Below are 22317 nucleotides of genomic sequence, written 5' to 3'. Positions count from 1 at the left end.
ACACCAATAAGTGTATCACATCCATTGAGACCCCGGTCGGGCCATCGTCGGCGGTTGTGGCCAATTCGTCCGCTCAGACCCACCCGTGAACGGGTGGGGTTCCGCTCGATTAAGTCTCACTCTGACCGGGGATCCTCGGGGAGAAACCACGCTGTGAACCCGGTCGGGGTGGACCGCGAGCTCGCCAGCCGACGCGAGCGGTCGACGGCCGCCTTCGCGAGGGCGAACGAGAGGACGTACGCGAGCACGAGTGGGTCGACGCTCGCGGCCGGACGGAACGGGCCGACGCCGGGGACGACGAGCTCGCCCCCGGCGATCGCGTCCCCGAGCAGGGCCGAGGCCACGAGGAGTCCAACGAATGCGACCGGGACCGCGAGGAGCCCGACGGCGACATAAAAGACGACGACCCGCTGGGCGGCTTCGACGGTCATGTACGCCGACCACGCCTCGTACTGCCTGGGGACAAAGAACGTTCGGCGGATCTCGGCTAGCTGGCCGAAACTGACCGCGACAGCCGCGAGCACCACAGCGGGCGTGGTCGCGACGGCGACCAGGTCGATAGCGAGCGAATCGGCGACCACGATCGCCCCAAAGAGCAAGAACCCGACGACGCCGAGCGACCGGGTGACGACGGGGACGTTCCGGCGGTACATCGGCGGCAATCGCTCGGCGAGCCCATCGGGAACGACGCGGTCGACGAGACCGATCGGTTCGGGCTCGCCCGCCCACCGCTCCGGGTCGCGCTCGGAACGCTTCGAGTACCCCGTGATGTAAAACGAGCGGTCTTCGAGGCGGATCGGCCGTTCGGCGAACAGCGCGGCGACGCTGTGGCCGGCGACGACCGCGGCGACCTCAACCCAGTAGACCGCGAGTATCTCGGCGACGCGCCAGCCGAACAGTGCGACGCCGACGACGGGGACGAGCGCAGCGAGGAGGGTGAATGCAGGGGTGACGTGGTCGCGAGACAGGGCGTGTTCGAGTGTCATCGGTGGCTTCGACGTGGGCCGTCTCGAGGCGCGACCTAGAGGACGTCGCCGATTCGAACCGGTTCGCCGTCGAGAGACGGGTCCGACTCCACGATCTGTAACACCTCGTGGTCGGTGACGTCGCGGTACGCCTTGCCCGTGGCCTCCTCGACGAGATCGACGTCGAGCGTGAACGCCGTTCCTTCGTAGACGACGTCGACGCCGCGGTCGGTGAACGTCAGCTCGGTGGACATACCACGGGTAGGTCGCCGGATCGTAATAGATCGTCGGATCGTCGTATCGACCTCGAACCGCCGGATCGACCTCGAGCCACCGCTTCACTCCCAGGTCAGCGCGCCGAGTCGTCAGAAACAGGCCACCATCACCACCGCAACCGGCTCGTCGGCGTCAGACGCGCGACCGACGGCCCCTACCGTTTATGTGGTCGCGCGGAGTGACCACGGGTGTGTCATTGCGGGGACGCGGTCCGATAGACGCGCTCATGGTCCCGTCGGGGACGACCGTCGAAGAGCACGACGTGGTCACCGACGGCGACGTGCTCGTCGGCGGGCAGTCGACCGTGGAGCTGGGGATTCGTGGGCGGAACGTCGCGCTCGGAGAGCGCGTGCGCGTCGACGCCGACATCGAAGCCGAGGGTGACTGTCGAATCGACACCTGGGGGACGGTCGACGGTACCGTCCTCGTCGGCGAGGACGCCTACCTCGGCGAGCGGGTGACGATAACCGGCCAACTGTTGGTCTCTGGCGACCTCGACATCGGCGACGACGTCACGATCGAGGAAGGGTTCGAGGCCAACGGCTGGATCGTGATTCGGAATCCGATCCCCACCATCGTCTTCTACTTCATCGTCCTCTCCCAGCTATTGCGCGCGGGCGAGACAGACGCGGCCGACGAACTCGCCGCTGCCCTCGCCGACGGCGACGACGTTCGCGACCCCCTCGTAGTCCCCCGCGGAGCGGAGGTGTCCGACGACGCTTGGCGGGTGTCGACGCCGGCGACCGTCGGTGACGACTGTCGGCTCCACGGCAACCTCCGCGCCGAGTCGATCGTCGTCGGTGAACGAAACGACGTGTTCGGGTCGCTCCGCGCCCGCGAGGACGTTCGCGTGAGCGACGGGACGACCATCCACGGCGACGTGACGAGTCGGAGCGGCACGGTCACCATCGAGGCCGGCGCTCACGTCCGCGGCGACGTGGCGGCGGGCGACCTCGTCGTCCACGAGGGCGCGGAAGTCGACGGCACCCTTCGCGCCCGCGGCGAAATGAAGTTGGTCCAGTCGATCCCCGAGGAAGCAGCCTCGAGCGGAGACGAGTCGACAGCGGCGGCGGTAGACGACGGAGCCGACGAGAGTGGCGCCGACAAAAATGGCGGTGCCGAAGAAGACGAAACCAGCGAAGACGGCACCGACGAGCCGACACCCGAGGACGGTGGGGGACAGACAGGCGGCGCCGAGCCCGCACCCACCGAGCCGGCGGGGTCGCCGGCCGAGTCGGGTTCTCCGACGGAGCCCACGTACGCGTCCGAGCCGACAGAGACCACGGCCACCGCGGAGCCAGCCGAGTCGGGGGCGTCCACGGAGTCGGGCGACGACGCAGACGAGCCGGATGTGACGGCTACAGCTGGCGCGCGACACACCGAACCCGCGTCAGTCATCGATGACGCGGCGGCCGCACTGGGCGTGAACGGTCCTGGTGATTCGGCTGCAGGCAATAGCAGTAAGACCGACGAGGCCGACACCGACCATGCCGACGTCAACCACATTGACGTCAACCGTACCGACAGCAACGACACTGATACCACTGACGACGGGCCACTCAACGGTGAAGACCAGAGCGCCGCCGACGACGCTCACACCGAGGAGACGGACGAGGTGTGGGACGGCTGGCCCGACCACAACGAGGCGGACTTGGCGGCTGACGCGGCGAGCGACCAACTATCGGACACAAGCGGCTCGCTCTCGTCGGTGATCGAGGAGGCCGAAGAACGCAGCGGCCGAAGCGAGTCGTCCGAGCCGGGCGAAGAAGCTCCCGAGTCGGGGGACGACGCCGACGAAACGTGAGTGGCACGCAACCGGCCAGACGTTCGTTCCGACCGGCGCGCCTTCTCACACGCTGACCGATCCTTCTCGAGCGGCTACTACTCTGTTGGCACGGGGTCGTCGATCGCGGGCGCGAAGACGTCCCGATGAAGTGTCTCACACACCGCGTCGGCGAGTGCCTGGAGGTTCTCAGTGTCGGCGCGGTTGTACGAGACCAGCGTCTCGAGTGCGTCCCGGTCCCCCCGCTCGTACTCGTACCAGAGTCGAACCGCGTCGCGCCCGGAGAGGTCGCGGCGGTCGCGGTCGATACCCAGCGTTCGCTCGATCGACTTGAGCCCGCCTGAGAGGCCCGCACGACGACAGGGGTACATCAGATCGAGGTGCGGGATATCGACGTCAACATCGAACGACGCCTCCAAAAAGGGGACGTCGAACCGAGCCCCGTTGAAGCTGGCCAGCAGGTCCGCCTCACGGAACTGTGCCGCGATGCGGTCGGCACTGAGGTCGTCGCCGGCGACGAGCGTGGTCGTCTCGCCGGCGCGGTAGAAACTGACAGTCGTCACCTGATCGTGGTGTTTGTCCAGTCCGGTCGTTTCGATGTCGAAAAAGCAGGTGCGGTTTCTGAAGTCCTCGTACAGCCGCCACCGCTCGCCGCTCGGGAAGTGGCGGTCGAAATATGCCGCGTTGCCGTCGTCGAGGTGGCCGCGGGCGGTTGAAATGAATGACTCGATCCGGTCGGCGGTGGTCGCGCCGACACCGGGGACGTCGAGGCTGGGGTCGAAGGCGTCCCAGGTGTGGACACCGCGCTCCCAGAGGCGGCGCTCGGTCGTCTCACCGACCCCCTCGACGGGAATGAAGCTGTTCTCGATGCGCATATTCGAAGCCGGGTGACGGGCGGATAAAAACTCGCGGGAGTTGGTTGTCGATCACACCGTGAGGCCTTCGCGCCGACCTAGATAGCCGACTACTGACCGCCGACCCACGTGGCCGACCACCGACCGGCGTAACGCCTACCACGCGTCACGGAGAGGTGGACGGTATGCAGGCACGCAACATCATGACCACGGACGTGGAGACACTTGCGCCGGACGACGACATCGCCGCTGCGTTCACCGCGTTCGGCCGACACGGGTTCTCGGGGTTCCCCGTCGTCGACGAGACGAACCGCGTGGTCGGTGTGATCACCGAGTCGGACCTCGTCGACCTCTTCGAGCCTGACGACGAGCCGCTGTGGATACCGATCGGGCTTCCGCCGTTCGTCGATACGCTCACCTACCAGGTGAAGCCGCCGTGGGCCGACCTCGACCTCGGCGTCGACCTCGTGCGCAACGCCGACCGACCGGTGAGTGCGGTCATGTCGGCGGCACCTGTGACGGTCGGGCCAGATGCCGACCTGGATGAGGTGCTCGCGCTGCTCGCGAGCGACGACCCGAATGTGAACCGCGTCCCGGTCGTCGAGGACGACGGAACGCTGGTCGGCTTGATCGCGCGCCAGGACGTGATCCGCGCGATCCGGGACACAAGAAACGACGGCCACGACGTGGGGTAGACGAGTAGCCGCTTGGGCTCCCGCTCGCTGGCCGGCCCGTGGGGTCACGCCTGGCGAGCGAGGACGGCGACGCTGTCGACCGTTACGCGGTCGTCGACGGGGCGCTCGTCGAACAGCTCACGACCGACCCAATCCGGCACCGCGACGGTCGCTATGTCGGCGGCGAAGTTGACCACGACAAGGAGTGGCCCGCGCTCGTAGGCGGTCACCCGGTCCGGATCTCCCTCAAGAACGGTGATGGCCGCCCGACCCGTCTCGTGGTCGACCGGTGCGTCTGACAGCGACGGCTCGGCGGCTCGCAACGCGACGAGCCGACGGTGATACGCGGTGAGCTCGGTGTCGCCGTCGTGCCAGCGGAACGGCCCGCGGGTCGTCTCGTTTCCCCGCTCCTGGCCGGCGTATATCATCGATGCGCCCGGCAGCGTGAACGTCACGGCCGCGGCCGCCCGCAGCGCCGCCTCGCCGTGTGCGGCCAGGTAGCGCTCTTCATCGTGGTTCTCGACGTAGCGTAGCTGAACGCCCGGCGAGCCAAATCCGAGCCACTTCGTTCGGTCAAGAGCGTCGCCGATCGCGTCGGCCGGCGCGTCCCCGCTACCGATCGCGCGCAGCGTCTCGAACAACGTGGTGTCGTAGTGGACGTCGAACTCCCCCTCGCCGTAGAAGGGGTCGTGTGGAAGCGTCTCATCGAGTAGTACGAAATCGGTCGGCACTCGGGCCGCGACCTCCTTCCAGAAGCCGTGGGGGAGGCCCCAGGCGACGTCCGCACGGAACCCGTCGACGACAGCCGCCCACTCGTCAACGACGTCCAACAGCCAGGCGCGAACGGCGAGACTGTCGACGTTCAGGTTCGGGATCCGCTCCCAGTTGAAGTAGTACTCGGGAATCGCCCCTGCTGGATGGCCTGCCCAGTCAACCCCGGAGACGTCCGCCGACGCGTCGGCCCGGCGGTAGTAGTCGCGATACGCCGGGACGCCAGCGGCGTGCAGCTGGAACGCGGGATGGTCACGCGAGGTGTGGTTGATAACGAGATCAAACAGGACTCGGATCCCGGCGTCATGACACACGTCGACGAGCGACTCGAAGGCCGCCCGTGAGCCGAGATCGTCCGCCGTCCGAAAGTAGTCGGTGACGTGGTACCCGTGTTCAGTCGGTGACGCAAGCACCGGCGTGAGCCAGAGGACGTCCACTCCGAGGTGTTCGAGGTACGGGACCCGGCGCTCGATCTCGTGAAACGTCGTCGGGAGCGTCTCGCCCGCGAACGACCGCACGTAGGCCTCGTATACGGTCGGCGACACCGCCCAGGCGGGTGGTCGGTGTTGGTTGGTGAGCGACACCGATCCGTCCGACTGGTGGCGAATCCGCAGCGTCGCCATCGATCCGTGTCGCGTCCCGTGTGGTACCACGTGGATCCGAACGTCGTCGGGGAGCATCGCGAGCGGCACCGACAACTCCCGTGTCGTTGCGTCTATTCGTTCTACGGAACGCGCTTCGACTGCCGCGACCGTCTCCGGGTCGGCATCTCGGTCATCGACGAGAACGGAGATTGCAACGTCGGCAGGGTCTACGCCGGTCAGTGACGGGTCAGCGTCGAGTGTCGGCGACCCTTCGATTGTTGCGGTTACGACGAGCCGGGGGTGGGTCTCGTCCGTCGACGATCCATCGGCTGTCACGCGTCCGGACAGCGAGACGTACGGCCGGCCGGGACCGGGCACCGTGTGCGTACAGTGATGTTCGGTCGACCGGTCGTCGTTGAGGACGAATCCGACGTCGTGGCGACCGGGCGGAATCTGCGTTCGGTAAACCCACGCGTCGCCCTCGCGGGTCGGCCGATCGCGCGCGAGAAGCCGGTCGTTGTGCCGCCACATGATCGACACCCGGTGGACAGACGCATCTGGGAGCGGCAGGTCCGAAACGGGCACGCGAATCGTCGTCTCCCGCCGCTCGTCGGGGAAGACGCGCACCCGCTGTCTGTGGGTGCCATCTGGTGCCTCAAGCGTGAGGTCGTACATCCCGGGCGCGTCGGGGTCGAGGTGAACCACTGGGTCGTCGGGTCGACTCGTCTCTCCGGGGACCAGAACCGAGCCCTCGCTCGCCGCCGGTGTGTGCTGGACCGTCCACACGTAGCGTCCGTCTGGGTCCGGGTTCCGCGGTGCCAACTCGACGAGTCGACCGACGCTCGTCACTCGTGGGGGACCGGGTTCGTGCATGGGTGGACCGGAGACGCCGACCACGTTGGGTGTTTCGCCGGTCAGTGTCATCGACGGATGAGCCACCGGATCGTCACAGACGATCGTGACACCAAACGTTCATCTGTCGCCGGCGCCTCACCACGGTGATGCGACTTCGCGACGTACTCGCCGATTTCGAGCGAACCGGCACCGCTGACCGGCGCTTTCCCGGCGAGCGCCGCACGACGAGCGGACGATTTACCGGCGGCGATGGGCGGCTGGTGCACGTCGACACGGCAGGTGGGCTGCGCGACTTTGGCTCCCCGCTCACCGGGCAACACGGACTCGCCTGGGCGCGATTCGGCGTTGCAGTCGACGACGACGTGACCTGGTTCGACGACGACCACACTGAGAGCCGTTACGTCGAAGGCGTCCCGCTCGTCGAGACGACACACCGAACCGACCGACTCGCTGTCCGGCGACACGACCTCACAGTTGGCGACACACACCTCACGCGAGCCGTGCTCGACGCCGCCGCGGCCGTCGCCGCTGACCGGGTCTCACTCGTGGTCTACGCAGCGTTCGCGCCGGACGGCCGCGAGGAACGTATCGGCCAGCTTCGGTTCGACGATGCCGTCGAAGTGTACCACGCCGACGAACACGACTTCTTGGCGAGCGCGACCGGGCTGACGGCGATCCGCGGACAGCGCCCGCTCGACCCGGCCGAACTGCTCGCTGATCCGACCGCAGTCCTTCCCAGCGATGACCGAGAAACGTGGCGCGACGAACAACAGCTCTCCGGTGAAGTCCTCGTCGACATCCCCTTCGAAGATGGGGTAGCGACCGTCGCGACGCTCCTCACCGACCAGCGTGAGACCGACCGTGAGACGGCTCGCAACCGGATCGAAACGCGGTTCGACGAGCTCGACTCCGCTGAGGCGCTGGTGGCTGCGGCCGGCGAAACCGTGCCGTCGGTTCCTGAGGATGTACCGGCCCGTGCGGCAGTAACCGCGGATCTCACCGTCCTGTCGCTCTTGTCTGCGCCGACCGGCCTCCGCATGGCCGGCCCCGACTTCGACCCGCACTATCTCCACTCCGGCGGGTACGGCTACACCTGGTTCCGTGACGACGCGGAGATCGCCGGGTTCCTGCTCGCGGCCGACGAGCGGCTCGAACTCGGACTCGACGAATGGCACGCCCGCTCGGCACAGATGTACGTTACAACCCAGCTCCCCGACGGCTCGTGGCCACATCGGGTGTGGCCGCACTCCGGCGCACTCGCGCCCGGCTGGGCCAACGGCCGGATCGAGGCGACCGACAGTCCCGACTATCAGGCCGATCAGACCGCAAGTGTCGTTGCGTTTCTCGCACGAGCGCGCGACGCCGGCGTCGACGTCGACGGACTCGACGTCGCCATCGTGCGCGGCCTAGCGAGCCTCGACGAGTCGCTCGGGGTCGACGGCCGGCCCGTCGTCTGTCAGAACGCCTGGGAGGACGCGATCGGCCGATTCACGCACACGGCTGCGACGTTTCTCGAGGCGTACAGCGCGGTCGCAGTTCACGCGACAGACCTCGATGCGAGCGTTGCGGCTGACGTCGCCAACCGATTCGAAGCTGCACCGGCGACCCACGCCCGCGAGCGTGCCAAAACGGTGTACCGAGCCATCGACGACCTCTGGGCTCCCGGCCGCGGGGCGTATGCGGTCTCTGAGGCCCCAGACGGTGGATTCGACGAACGGCTTGACGCGGCAACGCTCGCGCTCGTGAGCGCCCACCGCGCGTACGACCGGCTCAAAGTCGGTGGTGCAGTCGACGACGACCGCCTTGACCGGCTCACCGGACACGTCGAGACGGTCGTCGACGGGCTGACCCGCGAGACAGACGCGATACAGGGGCTCGTTCGCTACGAGGGCGATACGTGGCGGCGAGACGGGCAGAACGATTCAAAGGTGTGGACCGTATCGACCGCGTGGGGAGCACACGCCTGCGGCGAACTGGCGGCGCTCCTCGCTGATCGCGGCGACCCACGGAGCAGCGATGTCGCAGACCGTGCGCGCGACCTCCTCGCGTGTATCGCTCCCCGTGGCCCGCTGTGTGCGCCGACCGGCTACCTCCCCGAGCAGTACTTCGACGACGGCACCCCGGACAGTGCGACGCCACTGGGCTGGCCACACGCGATCCGGCTCGCGACCGTGGGGCTCCTATACGCGTCTGACCGACTCACGGTCGACGAACTCACCGCTAGCGGGTGAGCACTTGAAAAAGCGGGCCACCCGAATCGAGGCCGGTCCACCGGTCTCATAGTGAGCTCAGGCCCACGCCACGAGCGACACGCAGTCCTGCTCACGGAGGGTTATCCACCGCGTCGTTCGGTCGTCCGGCGGCCGCTCCGCCTCGAAGAAGGTTACCTCGGCGTCACCGGTCTCCCCGTCCGTCGTTCGGGACACGAGCGTCGGCTGCTCTCCGTCGGCGCGCAGTGGTGACGCAGACATACATGAAAGTTCGTGTGTGATAAGCTAATAGTTGTTGGTTCGTCTCGGCACCCGAACACGCGACGGAGTCGAATCGACACGCCCGATATCGGGCGTGTCATCGGCCGGTCAACGCCGAACAGGAACGTCGTGTTTCTCAAGGTACGCTTTCGTCTCCTCGATGGAGTACTCGTCGAAGTGGAAGATGGACGCCGCGAGCCCGGCGTCGGCGTTCGCCTCGGTGAACACCTCACGCATGTCTTCGGGGGTTCCACAGCCCGAGGAGGCGATAACCGGCGTCGAGACCGCCTCACAGATGGCGCTCACGAGCGGAATGTCGTACCCGTCTTTGGTGCCGTCCCTGTCTATGGAGTTGACGAACAACTCGCCGGCCCCGCGCGACTCCGCCTCGCGCGCCCAGGAGATGGCGTCGATGCCGGTTCCCTCTCGGCCACCTTTTTTCGTGCACTCGAACCACACCGATTCGCCGTCCTCATCGGTGACGTAGTGGTCACCCGCGTCGTCGTGGCGCCGTCTGGCGTCGATCGAGATGACGATACACTGGCTCCCGAACGCGGCCGCACCCTCCTCTATGAGATCGGGTCTGTCGAGTGCCCCAGTCGTGATTGACACCTTGTCTGCGCCCGCGCGCAGTGTTTCTTTGATGTCGGCGGTCGTCCGGATCCCGCCTCCGACGGTCAGTGGAATAAAACACTCGTCGGCGACGGCGTTAACGACTTCGAGCATCGTCTCGCGTCCTTCGGCACTCGCGGTGATGTCGAGAAAGACGAACTCGTCTGCGCCCGCGGCGTTGTACTGTTTCGCGAGCTCGACGGGGTCGCCGGTGTACTCAAGATTCTCAAAGTTGACTCCTGTGTAGACGGCGGCGTCGCCGTGCTCGTCGGTATCGACGTCAATACAGGGGATGATCCGCTTCGTGAGTCCCATTCGTTGGCCTCACTTGCGTGCCCCGGGAGTTAAACAGCCCGGGGCGGCCGCGGCCGATAACAGACGACCTGTCGACCACCGGAACGGCGGCCGGTCGGTATCGCGAAGTCGGTTCTCGTTGCGGTCTCATCGCTCGGTGTGCTCTGTGCACTCGTCGTACCGCGTCACCGCTCGGTCGGCGCGGTCTGAGACTCCGTACGGGTTTCGGGCCGGGCTGCGGTCACGCAGGCGAGAGACGAGCCCATCTGCGCCGCCGGCGAAGACGCCCGCGAAGACGTCGCGCCCGTTCGCCGCCCACCCGGACGGCGTCGCGTCTCCGCGGACCACGTCGGTTGCGACCGAGACGGCGTCCGCGATGGCGTGTCTCACGGTCCGTGAGACGACCGTTGGTCTGATGCCGTAGTTCTTCACGAGGCGATACGCAAGCGCGCGATACTTCCACCCCCAGTCGCGGCGGGTCCGCCCTCCGTCGGCGGCGGTCGGATTCGGCGGCGCAGCCCACACGGCGACATCGTCCATCCAGTGAACGTCACGGTCCATCCCGGCGAGCCGGTGTGCTGCGTCGCGTGCGGCGCCAACGCGCAGATACTCGTCGAACCCGTCGAGCGCCTCAAGCGCTTCCCGACGGAACGCAACGTTTTCACCTGGAAAGTACGTCACCGGCCGCCCTACGATGTCCCGCTGTTCTGGGCTCTCAACTAACCGGTGTGATGTGTCGTCACCACTCGAGTCGTGGTCATCGCTCGTCGGGTCGACTGACGGCTGGTCGGGAGGCCCCGCACGGACCGGACCGGTCACTACGTCTGCACCGGAGAGCCCATCGATGACGCCATCGTACCACGAGGCCGTGATTCGGGTGTCGTAGTCGACGATAGCGACCGCGTCGCCGCACGCCGCCTCGATACCCGCGTTGCGAGCAACGGCGACTGTTCGGTCGGAGACCTCAATGAGCACGTCGACGTCTTCTCGTGCGCGGACCATACCGGTCGTGCCATCGGCGGACGGGCCGTTGACCACGATGACCTCCGCCTCGGGCGCGTGGGTCGCTAACGCGTCCAGGCCAGCGGCCAATCGGGCTCGGCCATTGAGTGTGGGAACGACCACCGACAGCTCCATACAGGCGATGATAGGGCTATAGGCTTAAAAACACACCACCACACATTGTATCGACCGCAAACGGCGGAGTGGTGATGCGTCGGGAGAGACTTGGCTTCGGCTCGGCTGCAGCGTTGGCTTTGATGCGAATGTGGCTCTGATGGCGACGGGGATGGCCGACGCCAACACACGCCTCAGATCGTCAGGAAGTATACCTGCTTGCGGGCGTCCTTAAAGCTGTAGCGGGAGTCAACGAGCTCCTGCTCTTCAAGCCGGTTGAGGGCATACCGAACAGTGCGGTCCGGGAGGAGCGATTCTTCAGCGAGTCCACCCTGTGAAAGCGGTGCGTCTCCTTCGAGAACCTTTGCAACGAGTTTCGCACTCGGCGGCAGTTCGCGGAGGCGCTCGCGGTATTCGCTCTTTGAGAGATGATCCTGATCGGCTGCCCCGACGGGACTGGTACTCATGTGATACACGATGACCGCAGTTGTGGTAAAGGTTAACTACATATAGAGTAAGCTAATCAGTATTATATTAGGTGTTTAAATTCGGACACCAGGTGGTGACTATCACGCACAGGTGCGGGTACCGGTGACGTGCTCGGCGACCGCATCCAGTACGGTTTTGGTCGTTCGGCGTGCACCGACACACAGTGAAGGGTCAGGACTGGTACCAGACCGACGAGGTCGCCGAGGGGTACGAAGCCCTCCGGTTTTCCGGCGGCGGTGCGCTTATCGACCGGCGCGAGAAGAAGGCGGTACGCTCAGCGCTCGGCGACGTCGACCCCGGTCACCGTGTGCTTGAGGTCGCATGTGGCACCGGCCGGTTCACCGCGATGCTGGCCGACCTCGGCGCCGACGTCGTCGGGCTCGACATCTCCCGAGAGATGCTCGCACAGGGTCGCGAGAAAGCCGCGGCGACCGGTGTCGACGACCGTATCGAGTTCCTCAGAGGGGACGCCTCACGACTCCCATTTCCAGACGACCACTTCGACACGGTGGTCGCCATGCGATTTTTTCACCTCATGGACGACCCGGCACCGTTTCTTACTGAGTTGCGCCGGGTGAGTAGCGAACAGGTGATCTTCGACACGTTCAACGTGCGGAGTCTGCGCGTATTGTATACGTGGATGCTCCCGATGGGCTCACGGCTCTACGCCGAGTCACAGGTCGCAGCGCTGCTCGCCGATGCTGACCTGCGGCTCGCCGACGAGCACCACGACTTCGTGCTCCCGTACGGCTTCTACCGCGGACTCCCAGGATCCGTCGCGAAGCCGTTCCGAGCGGTCGATAGACTCATCGGACGGACGATCCCCGGCGACTACATCGCGACCGTCTCCTACTGGAACGCGCGGCTCGACGACGACTGACGGCCACCGGGCCTCGACTGACCCGAAACTGGGCACTACGGCGATGAAGCGACCGATCGGAGGACGAATCGACCGCAGACGACCTCAGACAGCCTCGTCGACGACCTCGCCGACCGCGAAGTTCGACTTCACCTCGGTCACCTCGATCTTCACGCGTTCACCGACGTCGGTTCCGGGGACAATAATTACGTAGCCGCGCTCGACACGGGCGATCCCGTCGCCCTGCTTGCCGAGGTCTTCGATCTCGACGTACCGCATCTCGCCCGGTTCGACCGGTGGCTGTGGTCCATCGCTCACACTCGTCTCCGTCTCGTCCGACTCGCTCGTCGTGGACGATTGTTGGTCGATGAGCGCCACTCGGTAAGTCGCCCCCGGCTCGAGCGCGCCGGTCTCGATCTCCCGTTTTGGGATCTCGACGCGGTACTCGCCGCCTTCATCACGAACTTCGGCACTGAACAGACAAAGGAGTTGCTCGGAGATTTCCATGATAGACTCCATCGGAATATTGTGGCGGTTCAACATAGGTGTACCGCCCCGTCCCGACGCGTGGGACGCCTGATGACTCGATGTGTTTACTCCCAATAGTCTGACAGTAGCTCACGACGGCGCCGACCCGAATGTGACTGGGGGCAGTCTCCCCTGTCGCCAGACTCAGCCGTCGACCGGTTCGCCGTCGCTTCGTTTTGGTCCTTCGGAGTCGAAGACGACGAGGTCGGCATTGGTCCGACCCGCGGCCGTCGGATCGTACGTATCACGCACCCCGATCGCCTCCTCGAGCTCTCGAATGGCGCGTTGCTTGAGCGCGGCAGCTAAGGCCTCGGCGTCTCCTCGGGAGATGTCGCGGCCGAGCCCTTCACACTCGTGTGCACGCACCATCCCCTCAGCGTCGACCGCCTCGCCCATCGGCTGACTGGTGCCACCAAGTGCGACGCTGAACGGGTACGTCTGACAGATGAGTGGCCGGGCGTCGTGGACTGTACATGCACCCTGTCCGTCTGACTCCTCGTAGAAGGTACAGTCACCACAGCCGTCGGTCGCGAGCGCCCACTCAAACGTCTCACCGACCGGCTGTCCATCGGCGTCCTCGGAGAGGCCATACGGCATCGGTCGCGCCACGTCCCGCCAGTCGTACGCCGCGTCGGCCTCTTCGTGGGTCGATTCGGTGGCCTCGACGAGCTCGCGGACCTCGTCCGGGAAGACCGTCGCGGTGTGGGGTTCGCGGTCGTCACCAGTCTCTGGATCACCTGACGCCGGCTCGCTGGAACCAGTCGGCTCTCCGCCCGGCTCGCTATCCGGCTCCTCGCCCGACTCGTCTGCCGGTGTGCCATCCGACTCGTCTGCCGGTGCACCGCCCGGCTCGTCCGGGGCGTATCCGGTACAACACCCACCACAACGCGTACACTCGAAGCCGATCGACTCGATGGCGTCCGCCAGCGTGTCGACCTCGAGCTCGCGGGCCGCAGCGAGCTCCGACTCCAGTGATTCCATATGTGCGGTTCGGTGTGGAGCCGGATTAAACACCGTGTTTGCTCGACCAGGTGGTCCAGACACCACGCGGCAGGGATCGCAAACACCCGGGTGCGATGAATGTGTGCGGTAGCAAGCGCGCAGGCGAAGGAGCGAAGTGGGATCGACGCGTACAGAATCGGCGTGAGAGAGTACGAGCGCAAAGGGCTCTTAGAGCGCGTCGACCGCGAGGCAGCCACCATCGGCGTCGACATCCCCGAGAAGATCGACGTGCAGGGCGAGTCGATCGAGCTCCGCTCGTTCGTCTTCGAGATCGGGCGTCGTGACACGATCCCGCCGGGTGAGCGCGAGCGGGTCGACCGCGCGAAACGAACGCTCCGACGAGAGCGGCTCGAGCGGCTCGAACCCATCGAGGAGAACACGGTCGACTACGAGCGTGGCGAGGAGCTTGCCGCGTCTATCATCGGTATCGACCGCGCGTTGGAGGCGCTCGAGGGGCTCAACGCACCCGATCCGGAGACGGAGGCGAAACGTCAGGAGACCGCAGACCGGAAGCGCTGGATGCGCTTTTTACGGCAGGCGCTCGGGCACGACGAAGTCTCTGGGTCACGCTCTGGGCGGTGAGTCGGCCCCGGGTGAGCCAGTGTGCGTCGTTCAGCTCCCGGTGAAGTCGATCCGCGAGCCGCCCGCGTCGCCCTCGCGGGTCGCCGGGCCGAGCCGGACAAACTCGTAGGCGTCGTCGGTGAGGTACACCACATCGTCGTCGACGGCAACCGAGACGGCGTCAAGCGTCGCTCCTTCACAGGGGCCGAAATCACAGTAACCGGAGTCGCCTTGGAAGGTCGCACCGTGTTTTTGACAGAATATCTCGCTCTCGCGGACGAACGCACCGTCGTCTTTGTCGAGTCGGACGTCGGTCCAGTGTTGACAGTAGTTGCGGAACGCAGCGACGTCGTCGCCGAGTCGCAAGAGAATCGCCTCTGCCTCCGTGGTTCCGTCATCGGCCGTTCCCGCGTCGCCGTGGCCGTCCTCGACCGCTCCGGGGTCGCGTGGGCGGAGCGTCACAAGTAGCGTGCTGTCGGTTGGCACGTCGTCAAGGGCGGCGATCCGCCGGTCGGCGTCCATACCACGCACACGCCCGCAGCGTGTTTGAACGCTGTGATCGATGCAGTCTACAGGGCCAACACGCGATCCACCGACACCCGAATATACGCATCTATAGTGGCGCGTGCCTCGTGGACCGCGATAGCGTGTCCACGAGCGCGTGCGAGGGATGAGCGAGGTGCCGCAGGCACCGATGCGAATCGGCTGGGGAGGGTGTGGCTGCAGATAGTGTCCGGGTGTCGCGCGGTCGTCTCGTCCACGTACCCATCGATATCGTATACGACTGAATCGGCTCGAACACACGGGCATACTTTGGGCCACGTCCTCCCCAGCCGATTCACTCGGTCGCTTCGCTCCTTCGCTCATCCCTCGCACGCACTCGCGGGCACGCTCCGCGGCCCGCAAGGCGCGCGCCACCACAAGCACGGGTCACCGGAATACAGCACCGCAAGCACTGGTCGTCGATGGCGGTTAACACCGCTTGCCGTCGTAGTGTCGCTCCTCGATGTGTCGGTCGAAGAGCCTCGAGAGCAGCGTCGTGAGTGGCCCGGCGACTTCTGCACCATCTCCGGCGACGCCAATCCCGTCGACAGACGACACGGGCCTGAGCTCCCACGTCGAATTCGTAAGAAACACTTCGTCCGCCTCGCGGACCGCGTCAGGCGTGTACGTTCCCTCCTCAACCGGGATCCCTTCCTTCTCGGCGATGTCGATCACGGTCGCCCTAGTGACACCACCGAGCACGGGGCCGTCGAGTGAGGGAGTACACAATGCGGTGCCGTCGGCAAAAAACAGGTTCGCGGTTGCCCCCTCAGCGACGTGCCCATCGGGGTCAAGCATCAGTGCCTCGTCGGCCCCAGTCACCCGGAGCTCTAAACGCGCCAGGATTTCGGTGAGGTAGTTGTGCGTCTTGGCCGCCGCGGGGAGTGCCCTGTCAGCTGGCTTGCGCGTCTTCGTCGTCTGGACGACCGCTGGTCCGTCATGAATCGGGTCGCTCCCGATGCCACCGCGCGGAAGCGGCTTTACGATCACCACCACTGTTGGGTCGACCACCGGATGTGGGTCAAGCGTTCCTGGCTGGACGCCTCGGGTGATCGAGAGTTTCACGTACGCGTCGGCGAGGTCGTTGGCGGCCAGCGTCTCGTCCACCCGCCGTTTCAGCTCCGCGTCGTCGATCCCGTGATCGAGTCCGAGCGTCTCACAGGTGGCTGCGAGCCGATCTGCGTGTGCAGCCCAGGCGAAGATATCACCGCCGTACGCGCGCATCGTCTCGAAGGCTCCGTCGCCGTACGCGAAACCGCGGTCTTCTACCGAGACGGTCGCCGCCGCCGCGGGTACGAGGTCGCCGTCGACGTGATACTGCCGGTCGTCGCTCATCAAACACACCCTCGAACGAAGTTCTGCACCAACCGCTCGCCTCGGGGCGTGAGGATGCTCTCCGGGTGGAACTGCACTCCGACGTGTGGCTTCTCGCGATGGCGGACGCCCATCACGACCGCGCGATCGTCGTCGGTGTGGGCAGTCTCAACCAACTCACCGGGAAGCTCCGCACGGTCGACACACAGCGAGTGGTACCGACCGACCTGTAGCGGGCCGGGGAGTCCGGCGAAGACGCCCTCACCGTCGTGGGTGATTTGCGACGGCTTCCCGTGGACGACCTCGGGGGCGTGGCCGACGCGGCTCCCACGGTTCGCACACAGCGCCTGGTGACCGAGGCACACGCCGAATACGGGCCGGTCGAGTTCGAAGACGGCCGTCGAGACGCCCGCCTCGGCCGGGGTTCCCGGTCCCGGTGAGACGACAACACCGTCAGGGTCGAGTGCACGAACGTCATCAAGGTCGATGGCGTCGTTGCGGCGGACCGTCACCGCCCCCGCGACCGCGCCGACGTACTGGACGAGGTTGTACGCAAAGGAGTCGTAGTTGTCGATGACGAGTATCCGTGCGTCGACCGCGCCGGCTCCCGGACGCCAGCCGGCCGCCGCCGACGAGTCGGCAGCCACCGACGGATCGGCCGTCGTCATCGTGGCTCAGCCACCTCCCCGACGGCCATCCCACCGGCCGCGAGCGCCTCGTCAACCGCGTCCACAAGCGCGCGCGCCTTCGCGAGCGTCTCCGTGTACTCGGCATCCGGGTCTGAGTCGTGTACGATTCCTGCGCCCACGCGGAGGTGGTACTCGGCCGCGTGTCGAACAAGCGTCCGGATGACGATGTTCAGCGTCGCGCGGTCGTCGAACCCGGCGACGAGCATCGAGCCGGTGTACGGCCCGCGTCGAGTTTGTTCTAACTCGTCGACAATCGCCATCGTTCGTGGCTTCGGCGCACCAGTGATCGTCCCACCGGGGAAGCAGGCGGCAATGGCGTCTGCGAGCCCGACGTCCGGGTGAGCCTCGCCTTCGACGTTACTCACGAGATGCATCACCTCGCTGTAGCGGTCGACCCGGCGGTACTCCGTGACGTCGACCGTGCCGAACCGCGATACTTTTCCGAGGTCGTTCCGCTCTAGATCTACCAACATCGCGTGTTCGGCCCGCTCTTTGGCGTCGTCGGTCAGCTCGGCGGCCAGTGCCGCGTCGGCTGCGGGCGTGGCTCCGCGAGGGCGCGTCCCCGCGATGGGCTCCGTGCGGAGGCGCACACCACGGTCGGGGTCGTCAGTCGGTTCGTACGCGAGCAAGAGCTCTGGGCTCGCGCTCACGAGGTCGACACCGGTTGGTCGTCCACCAAATTCGACGAGCCCCGAGTAGGGGGCTGGATTCGCCCGTCGCAGCGCGTCGTAGGCGTCGACGGGGTGGACCGCAGCTGGCGCCGTCAGCCGCTGTGAGACGTTCGCCTGGAATGTCTCCCCGTCGCGAACCGCCGATTTGACCCGCCGGACCGCGTCGGCGTATCCCGCTCGCGCTACGTCGCTCTCGAACGTCGCCTGCGCCGTGGACGAGGCCGGCGGTGGTCCAACTGCGGGGTCACCGGTCTCAATCCGGTCTACCAGTGCCTCCGCCCGCGTTATCCCCGCCTCGAACAGCGTGTCGAGTGCGTTGCGGTCCGCTACGGGGTCGTCAGTTTCATCGGGGACACGGGGACAGGCGGTCACACGAAGCGTGACCGATGACGACGTATCGCCGGCCGGTCCGTGATCTGCCGCCGATCCATCCACCTCAACCGGACACTCCCACGCAGCGATGCGATCGAAGTGTGCGACCTGTAGCCGCGGGAGCCCGCGGTCATCGGCCGCACCGGGACCCATCGGAGGTTTCGGCGGGAAGTCCTCCAACTCGCGAGCGACGTCGTACGAAAGCCAGCCGAACACACCACACGGGTACGGAACGTCACAGTCGCCCCGAGCCAGCTCCGCTCCGTCGAGGAGCCCCTCCAGTGCCGCCAGCGACGGTGACGGTCGCCGGTAGTCGCCCACGTCGTCTTTGTCGTCTGCACCGGACGCGCCGGTCGTCGGGCGGGCCGCCCTGGCGACCACCGCGTCGGCTGAGACGGTCAGTCGCTTGACTGGGTCGACGCCGAAGTACCCCCAGCCTGACTGACCGCCGGTGGTCTCATAGAAGATTCCGCCTGGGCCGTCGCGCGCTCGGCGGTACGCCGCAAACGGGTCGTCGACATCGACCCGAACCTCAACCGGGACCCGTGCCTGCGCCGGTGCAGCGGCGGCGGCCGCACGGAACGTCTCCCGGTCGGTGTGAACCGTTCGCCTCATACAGATCGATTCGCGCGTGACCGGGAAACGATTGCGGTCGTGATGGTACCGTCACCGACCGTGCGATCGATCGCGCGGACTTAGAACTCGTTCGCGCGGTCGATCCACGTGGTCGCGCGCTTCTTGCCGACGCTCGCCTCGTCGGCGACCGCAGCAGGGTCGGCGACCGCGAGGTCATCGACGGTCTCGATTCCCATCGCTGCGAGCCGTTCGCCGTACGCCGGACCGATGCCCGTTATCTGTTCGACCGGGTCGCCGTCCGGCGTCTCAGCACTCTCAATAGAATCAGCGCCGGTCTCATCCACCGGATTCGGGTCATCGTCTGCTTCCACCTCACCAACCGCTTCTGCTTCCGCCTCCTGGACTGCTTCTGCTTCCGCCTCTTCGACCACTTCCGCCTCCTGGACTGCTTCTGCTTCCGTCTCACCGACCGCTTTCGCCTCCTCGACCGCCTCTGTCGCATCCGTTTCCGCCTCTTCGACCGGCTCCGTGGACGATTCAGCTGGTGCAGCGGCCGAAGACCCATCCCCGCTACTCGGCTCCGGTACCCCCTCCCCGTCGGCCTCGTCAGCCGTGGGATCGATCGCCTCGTGTGCTTTTTCAACAGTCACTGTCGGATCTCCAGACTCTCGAGTGGAGGAGCCACTCCCGAACCCGAGCGCCTCCTTGAGCTTCTGCAACAGAGCCATTGGCGACCGGTACACGCGCCCGATATTTAAATACTCGCGGCGCTCACTGTCCGCGCCGGGACACCCGACGGTTTATACACCATGCCGCGGAGAGTGCGAGTATGTCTTTGGTCGATGCAGCTATGTGGTCTCTCCACGTTGGATTCGCTGTGTTATGGACGGGCAGCGTCTTTTTCGTCACCCTCGCCGTTGTTCCGCTCGCGACCCGTGGGGCTATCGGTACCGACGCGCTCGCGACGGTCGTCGATCGGCTCCGGTGGATCACTCGAATCGCGGCACTCGCGTTTCTCGCCTCCGGCGGACACATGGCCGGGACGCTGTACACCATCGAGACGCTCACCGGCACGGGACGGGGTCACCTCGTCCTCACGATGCTCGCGCTCTGGTTCGTGATCACCGGACTCGTCGAAGTCGCAAGCGGCAAGCTCGCGGACGGCCTCAACGTCGGCAGACTTCGTGCACCCGCCCGAGAGGCGAAGCCGTTCTTTTATGCTGCGGCCGGCCTCTCAGTGGCGCTCGTCGGTACCGCCGGGCTCCTCGCTGCTCCGGCCGCCCCGCTCGGCTGACCGAACGCGTGGATCCCGGTGAGCAGCTCTCGGGATCATTCGGGCCGCCAGCGTTCGAGCAACCAGCCTCCGGACCGAGTCGCGCGGGCCGCCCACACACGACTCACTCGAGTCGCTCTCGCAGCGCCGTGTTCATCGCCGCCACAGGTGCCTCCCGACCGGTCCACCGCTCGAACGCCGCAACACCCTGATACAGCAACATCCACGCCCCCTCAACCGTTGTCGCTCCTGCCGCGGCCGCGTCTTGGAGCAGTCGCGTCTCCATCGGCGTGTATACCGCATCGAGCACGGCGAGGTCAGCGTGGAGGAGCGACGCCGGCACAGGCGTCTCGTTGGACTCCATCCCGACGCTCGTCGCGTTCACCAAGACGTCGGCCTCCGGCAGGTGCGTCTCGAGTTCGTCGATTCCCCCACCGGTCGCGTCGGGCACCGCTGCTGCGAGGTCGGACGCCCGCGACGCCGTTCGATTCGCGACGTGCACCCTCGCACCGGCATCGACGAGCGCGAACGCCGCGGCCCGTCCCGCGCCACCCGCGCCGACGACCACCGCCTCGGTCCCGTCGAGGGCGACGTCGTGCGCCTCAAAGGCGCGGGTCACTCCTGCAGCATCGGTGTTGTACCCTCTCGGTGGCTCATCGTCAGGGAACACGACCGTGTTCACTGCACCGATGCGTTCGGCGAGAGGAGCCGCATCGACCGCTGCGAGCACGTCGCGTTTGAACGGGATGGTGACGTTGAGTCCGGCGACACCGAGCGCGGCCGCACCATCAACTGCCGCAGCCGCGGCGTCGGCGGCGGGTTCGAAGGTGACGTATCGTGCGTCGATGCCGAGCGCGTCGTACCCCGCCTCGTGCATCGGCGGCGACAGCGAGTGCCCGACCGGGTTCCCGATCAGTCCGTACACGTCCATGCCCGAGTACGGGGACACGTCGACAAAAAGCCGCCTCACTCGGTCGCGTCCGTCCGCTCACCGCTGGCACCATCGTCCGTCTCGGCATCGGCTGTCGCCTCGGCGTCGATCACTTCTTCGAGTGTCTCTGAGCCTAGGTCGCGTACGAGTCTGACACCGATAGCAGAGACGACGACACCCGCGACGATGAATCCAGCTAGCCGCTGGGCGGGTGTCACCGCGACGTTCGCGACGAGCGTCGTTGCCGTCGGCGACTCCTGTGCGAGGAAGTAGCCGGCAAAGCCCCGGACAACGAGCCCAACGGCGACGATGACGAACGGTAGGTTGAGATACGGCGTCCGTATTCCCTCATCACGTATTACCTCGTCCAGCAGCCGGCCGACGGCCGCGGTCACACCAGCCACCACGAGCCATGGGACCGCGACGTAGGTGAACTCCATCGTCTGGACGGCAACCGGCACGCCGCCGAGGTCCGTCGCCGAGAGAACGCCGAAGAAGCCGCCGACGAGCGTGAGCCCGACAGCCACCACGTACGTGACGACCGACACCTGGCCGGCATACAGTGCCTCCCGCGTGCGCTCTGGTACGCCCGCGACCAGCCGATCGACACCGAGCCCCTTGTACAACAACGCCGCACCGAGCAGGCCGGCGACGCCTGCGATCGCCGCTGCCGCCGAAAACTGCGCAAACAACACCGGCAGCAACACCAGCGCGGTCCCGATGGGGACGAGCACGGTCGACCGGAGCTGTTCGTCGGCCAAGAACTGTTTCAGCAGGTAGTACGTCGACTCAAGATCCCGCGCCTGTCTGACGACGACTCGGTCGACGCCGTCGACCGGGACCCGAGATTCGACGATCGGGAGGACCCGCTCGTCTTCGGCGGAGTCGACGACGACGATACCCGCGTCAGGTGCATAGCGGTCGACAAGGTCGTCGAGCTGCGTGGCGATCGAGCGGTCGGCCCCGATCGGGTCTTCATGTTCTGCGGAGACGACCGCGACGACCGACTCCTCGCGGTCGTCTCGGAGGTCACGGGCGACGCGCAGCGCCTCCAACAGGCAGTTGACGCTGGCGTCCTCGGGGTCACCGAGGCCCGCATCGGTCACGAGCGAACGCACGGCCTCCCACCCGGCGACGGGCATCGGGACGTTCGTCGCCCGACCGATCGTTCCCGAGCGGTCGACACAGATGACCAGCGTCGTCACACGACACCACTCACCGCGCTGGAATAAAAACCTCTCCGTGCCCACGTCG

22 protein-coding genes and 1 pseudogene are annotated in these 22317 nt (G+C 66.3%); 6 read left to right on the top strand and 17 right to left on the bottom strand.

Translation table 11 applies throughout. The features are described 5' to 3' along the window. Positions 1–116: 116 nt before the first annotated feature. Both ACWUI7_RS02830 and ACWUI7_RS02825 read right to left on the bottom strand, forming a co-directional pair. Entirely contained in the window at positions 117–986 is an 870-nt protein-coding gene (locus ACWUI7_RS02830; RefSeq protein ID WP_496640671.1) for a DUF6498-containing protein, read from the bottom strand. A 35-nt stretch (positions 987–1021) separates the two neighbouring features. Continuing rightward, the gene (locus ACWUI7_RS02825) at positions 1022–1219 is read right to left on the bottom strand and encodes a DUF5800 family protein (protein WP_496640670.1); all 198 of its coding nucleotides are present in this window, start codon (positions 1217–1219) and stop codon (positions 1022–1024) included. Between the two features lie 212 nt (positions 1220–1431). Here ACWUI7_RS02825 and ACWUI7_RS02820 point away from each other — a divergent pair. Then, positions 1432–2262 (top strand): annotated as a pseudogene (locus ACWUI7_RS02820) (polymer-forming cytoskeletal protein); the annotation flags it as partial. 860 nt (positions 2263–3122) lie between these two features. Here ACWUI7_RS02820 and ACWUI7_RS02815 read toward each other — a convergent pair. Further along, positions 3123–3899: a ribonuclease H-like domain-containing protein gene (locus ACWUI7_RS02815; RefSeq protein ID WP_496640669.1), complete on the bottom strand. Its 777-nt coding sequence runs from the start codon at positions 3897–3899 to the stop codon at positions 3123–3125. Positions 3900–4063: 164 nt separating this feature from the next. On the opposite strand from ACWUI7_RS02815, the gene ACWUI7_RS02810 reads away from it, so the two are divergent. Then, entirely contained in the window at positions 4064–4573 is a 510-nt protein-coding gene (locus ACWUI7_RS02810) for a CBS domain-containing protein (protein WP_496640668.1), read from the top strand. Between the two features lie 44 nt (positions 4574–4617). Here ACWUI7_RS02810 and ACWUI7_RS02805 read toward each other — a convergent pair whose 3' ends face one another. After that, on the bottom strand, positions 4618–6780 hold the full coding sequence (locus tag ACWUI7_RS02805; protein WP_496640678.1) for an alpha-amylase family glycosyl hydrolase: 2163 nt from the start codon (positions 6778–6780) through the stop codon (positions 4618–4620). 128 nt (positions 6781–6908) lie between these two features. Between ACWUI7_RS02805 and ACWUI7_RS02800 the strand changes: the two genes are divergently transcribed. Further along, entirely contained in the window at positions 6909–8993 is a 2085-nt protein-coding gene (locus ACWUI7_RS02800; RefSeq protein ID WP_496640667.1) for a DUF7997 domain-containing protein, read from the top strand. 57 nt (positions 8994–9050) lie between these two features. Here the strand turns inward: ACWUI7_RS02800 and ACWUI7_RS02795 are convergent, their stop codons facing one another. From ACWUI7_RS02795 to ACWUI7_RS02780, 4 genes are all read right to left on the bottom strand, one after another. Next, positions 9051–9233, bottom strand: coding sequence for a DUF7511 domain-containing protein (locus ACWUI7_RS02795; RefSeq protein WP_496640666.1), 183 nt, complete (start codon positions 9231–9233; stop codon positions 9051–9053). A gap of 108 nt (positions 9234–9341) precedes the next feature. Next, positions 9342–10160, bottom strand: coding sequence for an imidazole glycerol phosphate synthase subunit HisF (hisF, locus tag ACWUI7_RS02790; protein WP_496640665.1), 819 nt, complete (start codon positions 10158–10160; stop codon positions 9342–9344). 126 nt (positions 10161–10286) lie between these two features. Beyond that, the gene (locus tag ACWUI7_RS02785) at positions 10287–11276 is read right to left on the bottom strand and encodes a glycosyltransferase family 2 protein (RefSeq protein WP_496640664.1); all 990 of its coding nucleotides are present in this window, start codon (positions 11274–11276) and stop codon (positions 10287–10289) included. A 173-nt stretch (positions 11277–11449) separates the two neighbouring features. After that, positions 11450–11722 carry a MarR family transcriptional regulator gene (locus tag ACWUI7_RS02780; protein ID WP_496640663.1) on the bottom strand — a complete coding sequence of 91 codons (273 nt, stop codon included), beginning with the start codon at positions 11720–11722 and terminating at the stop codon, positions 11450–11452. A gap of 185 nt (positions 11723–11907) precedes the next feature. Here ACWUI7_RS02780 and ACWUI7_RS02775 point away from each other — a divergent pair, with 185 nt between their 5' ends. After that, positions 11908–12624, top strand: coding sequence for a class I SAM-dependent methyltransferase (locus ACWUI7_RS02775; protein ID WP_496640662.1), 717 nt, complete (start codon positions 11908–11910; stop codon positions 12622–12624). Positions 12625–12708: 84 nt separating this feature from the next. Here ACWUI7_RS02775 and ACWUI7_RS02770 read toward each other — a convergent pair whose 3' ends face one another. Together ACWUI7_RS02770 and ACWUI7_RS02765 are read right to left on the bottom strand one after the other, a co-directional pair. Then, entirely contained in the window at positions 12709–13110 is a 402-nt protein-coding gene (locus tag ACWUI7_RS02770; RefSeq protein ID WP_496640661.1) for a TRAM domain-containing protein, read from the bottom strand. Between the two features lie 165 nt (positions 13111–13275). Beyond that, positions 13276–14112, bottom strand: coding sequence for a YkgJ family cysteine cluster protein (locus ACWUI7_RS02765; RefSeq protein WP_496640660.1), 837 nt, complete (start codon positions 14110–14112; stop codon positions 13276–13278). 162 nt (positions 14113–14274) lie between these two features. Between ACWUI7_RS02765 and ACWUI7_RS02760 the strand changes: the two genes are divergently transcribed. Beyond that, positions 14275–14715, top strand: coding sequence for a DUF5788 family protein (locus ACWUI7_RS02760; protein WP_496640677.1), 441 nt, complete (start codon positions 14275–14277; stop codon positions 14713–14715). Between the two features lie 30 nt (positions 14716–14745). On the opposite strand, the gene ACWUI7_RS02755 is transcribed toward ACWUI7_RS02760, so the two are convergent. The 5 genes from ACWUI7_RS02755 to ACWUI7_RS02735 form a co-directional block, all read right to left on the bottom strand. Further along, entirely contained in the window at positions 14746–15216 is a 471-nt protein-coding gene (locus tag ACWUI7_RS02755; RefSeq protein WP_496640659.1) for a Rieske (2Fe-2S) protein, read from the bottom strand. 450 nt (positions 15217–15666) lie between these two features. Next, on the bottom strand, positions 15667–16572 hold the full coding sequence (locus tag ACWUI7_RS02750; RefSeq protein WP_496640658.1) for an aminotransferase class IV: 906 nt from the start codon (positions 16570–16572) through the stop codon (positions 15667–15669). Beyond that, complete coding sequence (locus tag ACWUI7_RS02745; RefSeq protein WP_496640657.1) at positions 16572–17219, bottom strand: anthranilate synthase component II; 648 nt, start codon at positions 17217–17219, stop codon at positions 16572–16574. Before ACWUI7_RS02745 ends, ACWUI7_RS02750 begins: the two co-directional genes overlap by 1 nt. Then, the gene (locus ACWUI7_RS02740) at positions 17216–18898 is read right to left on the bottom strand and encodes an anthranilate synthase component I family protein (protein ID WP_496640656.1); all 1683 of its coding nucleotides are present in this window, start codon (positions 18896–18898) and stop codon (positions 17216–17218) included. The genes ACWUI7_RS02745 and ACWUI7_RS02740 overlap by 4 nt, the downstream gene beginning before the upstream one ends. Before the next feature lie 80 nt (positions 18899–18978). Next, positions 18979–19587: a helix-hairpin-helix domain-containing protein gene (locus tag ACWUI7_RS02735; RefSeq protein WP_496640654.1), complete on the bottom strand. Its 609-nt coding sequence runs from the start codon at positions 19585–19587 to the stop codon at positions 18979–18981. Between the two features lie 101 nt (positions 19588–19688). Between ACWUI7_RS02735 and ACWUI7_RS02730 the strand changes: the two genes are divergently transcribed. After that, positions 19689–20153, top strand: coding sequence for a transporter (locus ACWUI7_RS02730; RefSeq protein WP_496640653.1), 465 nt, complete (start codon positions 19689–19691; stop codon positions 20151–20153). Positions 20154–20256: 103 nt separating this feature from the next. Here ACWUI7_RS02730 and ACWUI7_RS02725 read toward each other — a convergent pair whose 3' ends face one another. Beyond that, complete coding sequence (locus tag ACWUI7_RS02725; protein WP_496640652.1) at positions 20257–21063, bottom strand: shikimate dehydrogenase; 807 nt, start codon at positions 21061–21063, stop codon at positions 20257–20259. Between the two features lie 35 nt (positions 21064–21098). After that, on the bottom strand, positions 21099–22268 hold the full coding sequence (locus tag ACWUI7_RS02720; protein ID WP_496640651.1) for a DUF373 family protein: 1170 nt from the start codon (positions 22266–22268) through the stop codon (positions 21099–21101). Positions 22269–22317: the final 49 nt, after the last annotated feature.

It is taken from the genome of Halorubrum orientale (assembly GCF_059623105.1).
The sequence above is the reverse complement of the archived record's forward strand: the minus strand, read 5'-3'. Positions and strand labels throughout refer to the sequence as shown.

What these genes read in the sequence shown, in the direction of transcription:
- ACWUI7_RS02765 (WP_496640660.1), bottom strand. Translation starts at nt 14,112, where the DNA reads ATGGAATCACTGGAGTCGGAGCTCGCTGCGGCCCGCGAGCTCGAGGTC.
- ACWUI7_RS02815 (WP_496640669.1), bottom strand. Translation starts at nt 3,899, where the DNA reads ATGCGCATCGAGAACAGCTTCATTCCCGTCGAGGGGGTCGGTGAGACG.
- ACWUI7_RS02740 (WP_496640656.1), bottom strand. Translation starts at nt 18,898, where the DNA reads ATGAGGCGAACGGTTCACACCGACCGGGAGACGTTCCGTGCGGCCGCC.
- ACWUI7_RS02725 (WP_496640652.1), bottom strand. Translation starts at nt 21,063, where the DNA reads ATGGACGTGTACGGACTGATCGGGAACCCGGTCGGGCACTCGCTGTCG.
- ACWUI7_RS02735 (WP_496640654.1), bottom strand. Translation starts at nt 19,587, where the DNA reads ATGGCTCTGTTGCAGAAGCTCAAGGAGGCGCTCGGGTTCGGGAGTGGC.
- ACWUI7_RS02830 (WP_496640671.1), bottom strand. Translation starts at nt 986, where the DNA reads ATGACACTCGAACACGCCCTGTCTCGCGACCACGTCACCCCTGCATTC.
- ACWUI7_RS02730 (WP_496640653.1), top strand. Translation starts at nt 19,689, where the DNA reads ATGTCTTTGGTCGATGCAGCTATGTGGTCTCTCCACGTTGGATTCGCT.
- ACWUI7_RS02810 (WP_496640668.1), top strand. Translation starts at nt 4,064, where the DNA reads ATGCAGGCACGCAACATCATGACCACGGACGTGGAGACACTTGCGCCG.
- ACWUI7_RS02780 (WP_496640663.1), bottom strand. Translation starts at nt 11,722, where the DNA reads ATGAGTACCAGTCCCGTCGGGGCAGCCGATCAGGATCATCTCTCAAAG.
- ACWUI7_RS02770 (WP_496640661.1), bottom strand. Translation starts at nt 13,110, where the DNA reads ATGGAAATCTCCGAGCAACTCCTTTGTCTGTTCAGTGCCGAAGTTCGT.
- ACWUI7_RS02755 (WP_496640659.1), bottom strand. Translation starts at nt 15,216, where the DNA reads ATGGACGCCGACCGGCGGATCGCCGCCCTTGACGACGTGCCAACCGAC.
- ACWUI7_RS02785 (WP_496640664.1), bottom strand. Translation starts at nt 11,276, where the DNA reads ATGGAGCTGTCGGTGGTCGTTCCCACACTCAATGGCCGAGCCCGATTG.
- ACWUI7_RS02795 (WP_496640666.1), bottom strand. Translation starts at nt 9,233, where the DNA reads ATGTCTGCGTCACCACTGCGCGCCGACGGAGAGCAGCCGACGCTCGTG.
- ACWUI7_RS02750 (WP_496640658.1), bottom strand. Translation starts at nt 16,572, where the DNA reads ATGAGCGACGACCGGCAGTATCACGTCGACGGCGACCTCGTACCCGCG.
- hisF (WP_496640665.1), bottom strand. Translation starts at nt 10,160, where the DNA reads ATGGGACTCACGAAGCGGATCATCCCCTGTATTGACGTCGATACCGAC.
- ACWUI7_RS02825 (WP_496640670.1), bottom strand. Translation starts at nt 1,219, where the DNA reads ATGTCCACCGAGCTGACGTTCACCGACCGCGGCGTCGACGTCGTCTAC.
- ACWUI7_RS02800 (WP_496640667.1), top strand. Translation starts at nt 6,909, where the DNA reads ATGCGACTTCGCGACGTACTCGCCGATTTCGAGCGAACCGGCACCGCT.
- ACWUI7_RS02805 (WP_496640678.1), bottom strand. Translation starts at nt 6,780, where the DNA reads ATGCACGAACCCGGTCCCCCACGAGTGACGAGCGTCGGTCGACTCGTC.
- ACWUI7_RS02745 (WP_496640657.1), bottom strand. Translation starts at nt 17,219, where the DNA reads ATGACGACGGCCGATCCGTCGGTGGCTGCCGACTCGTCGGCGGCGGCC.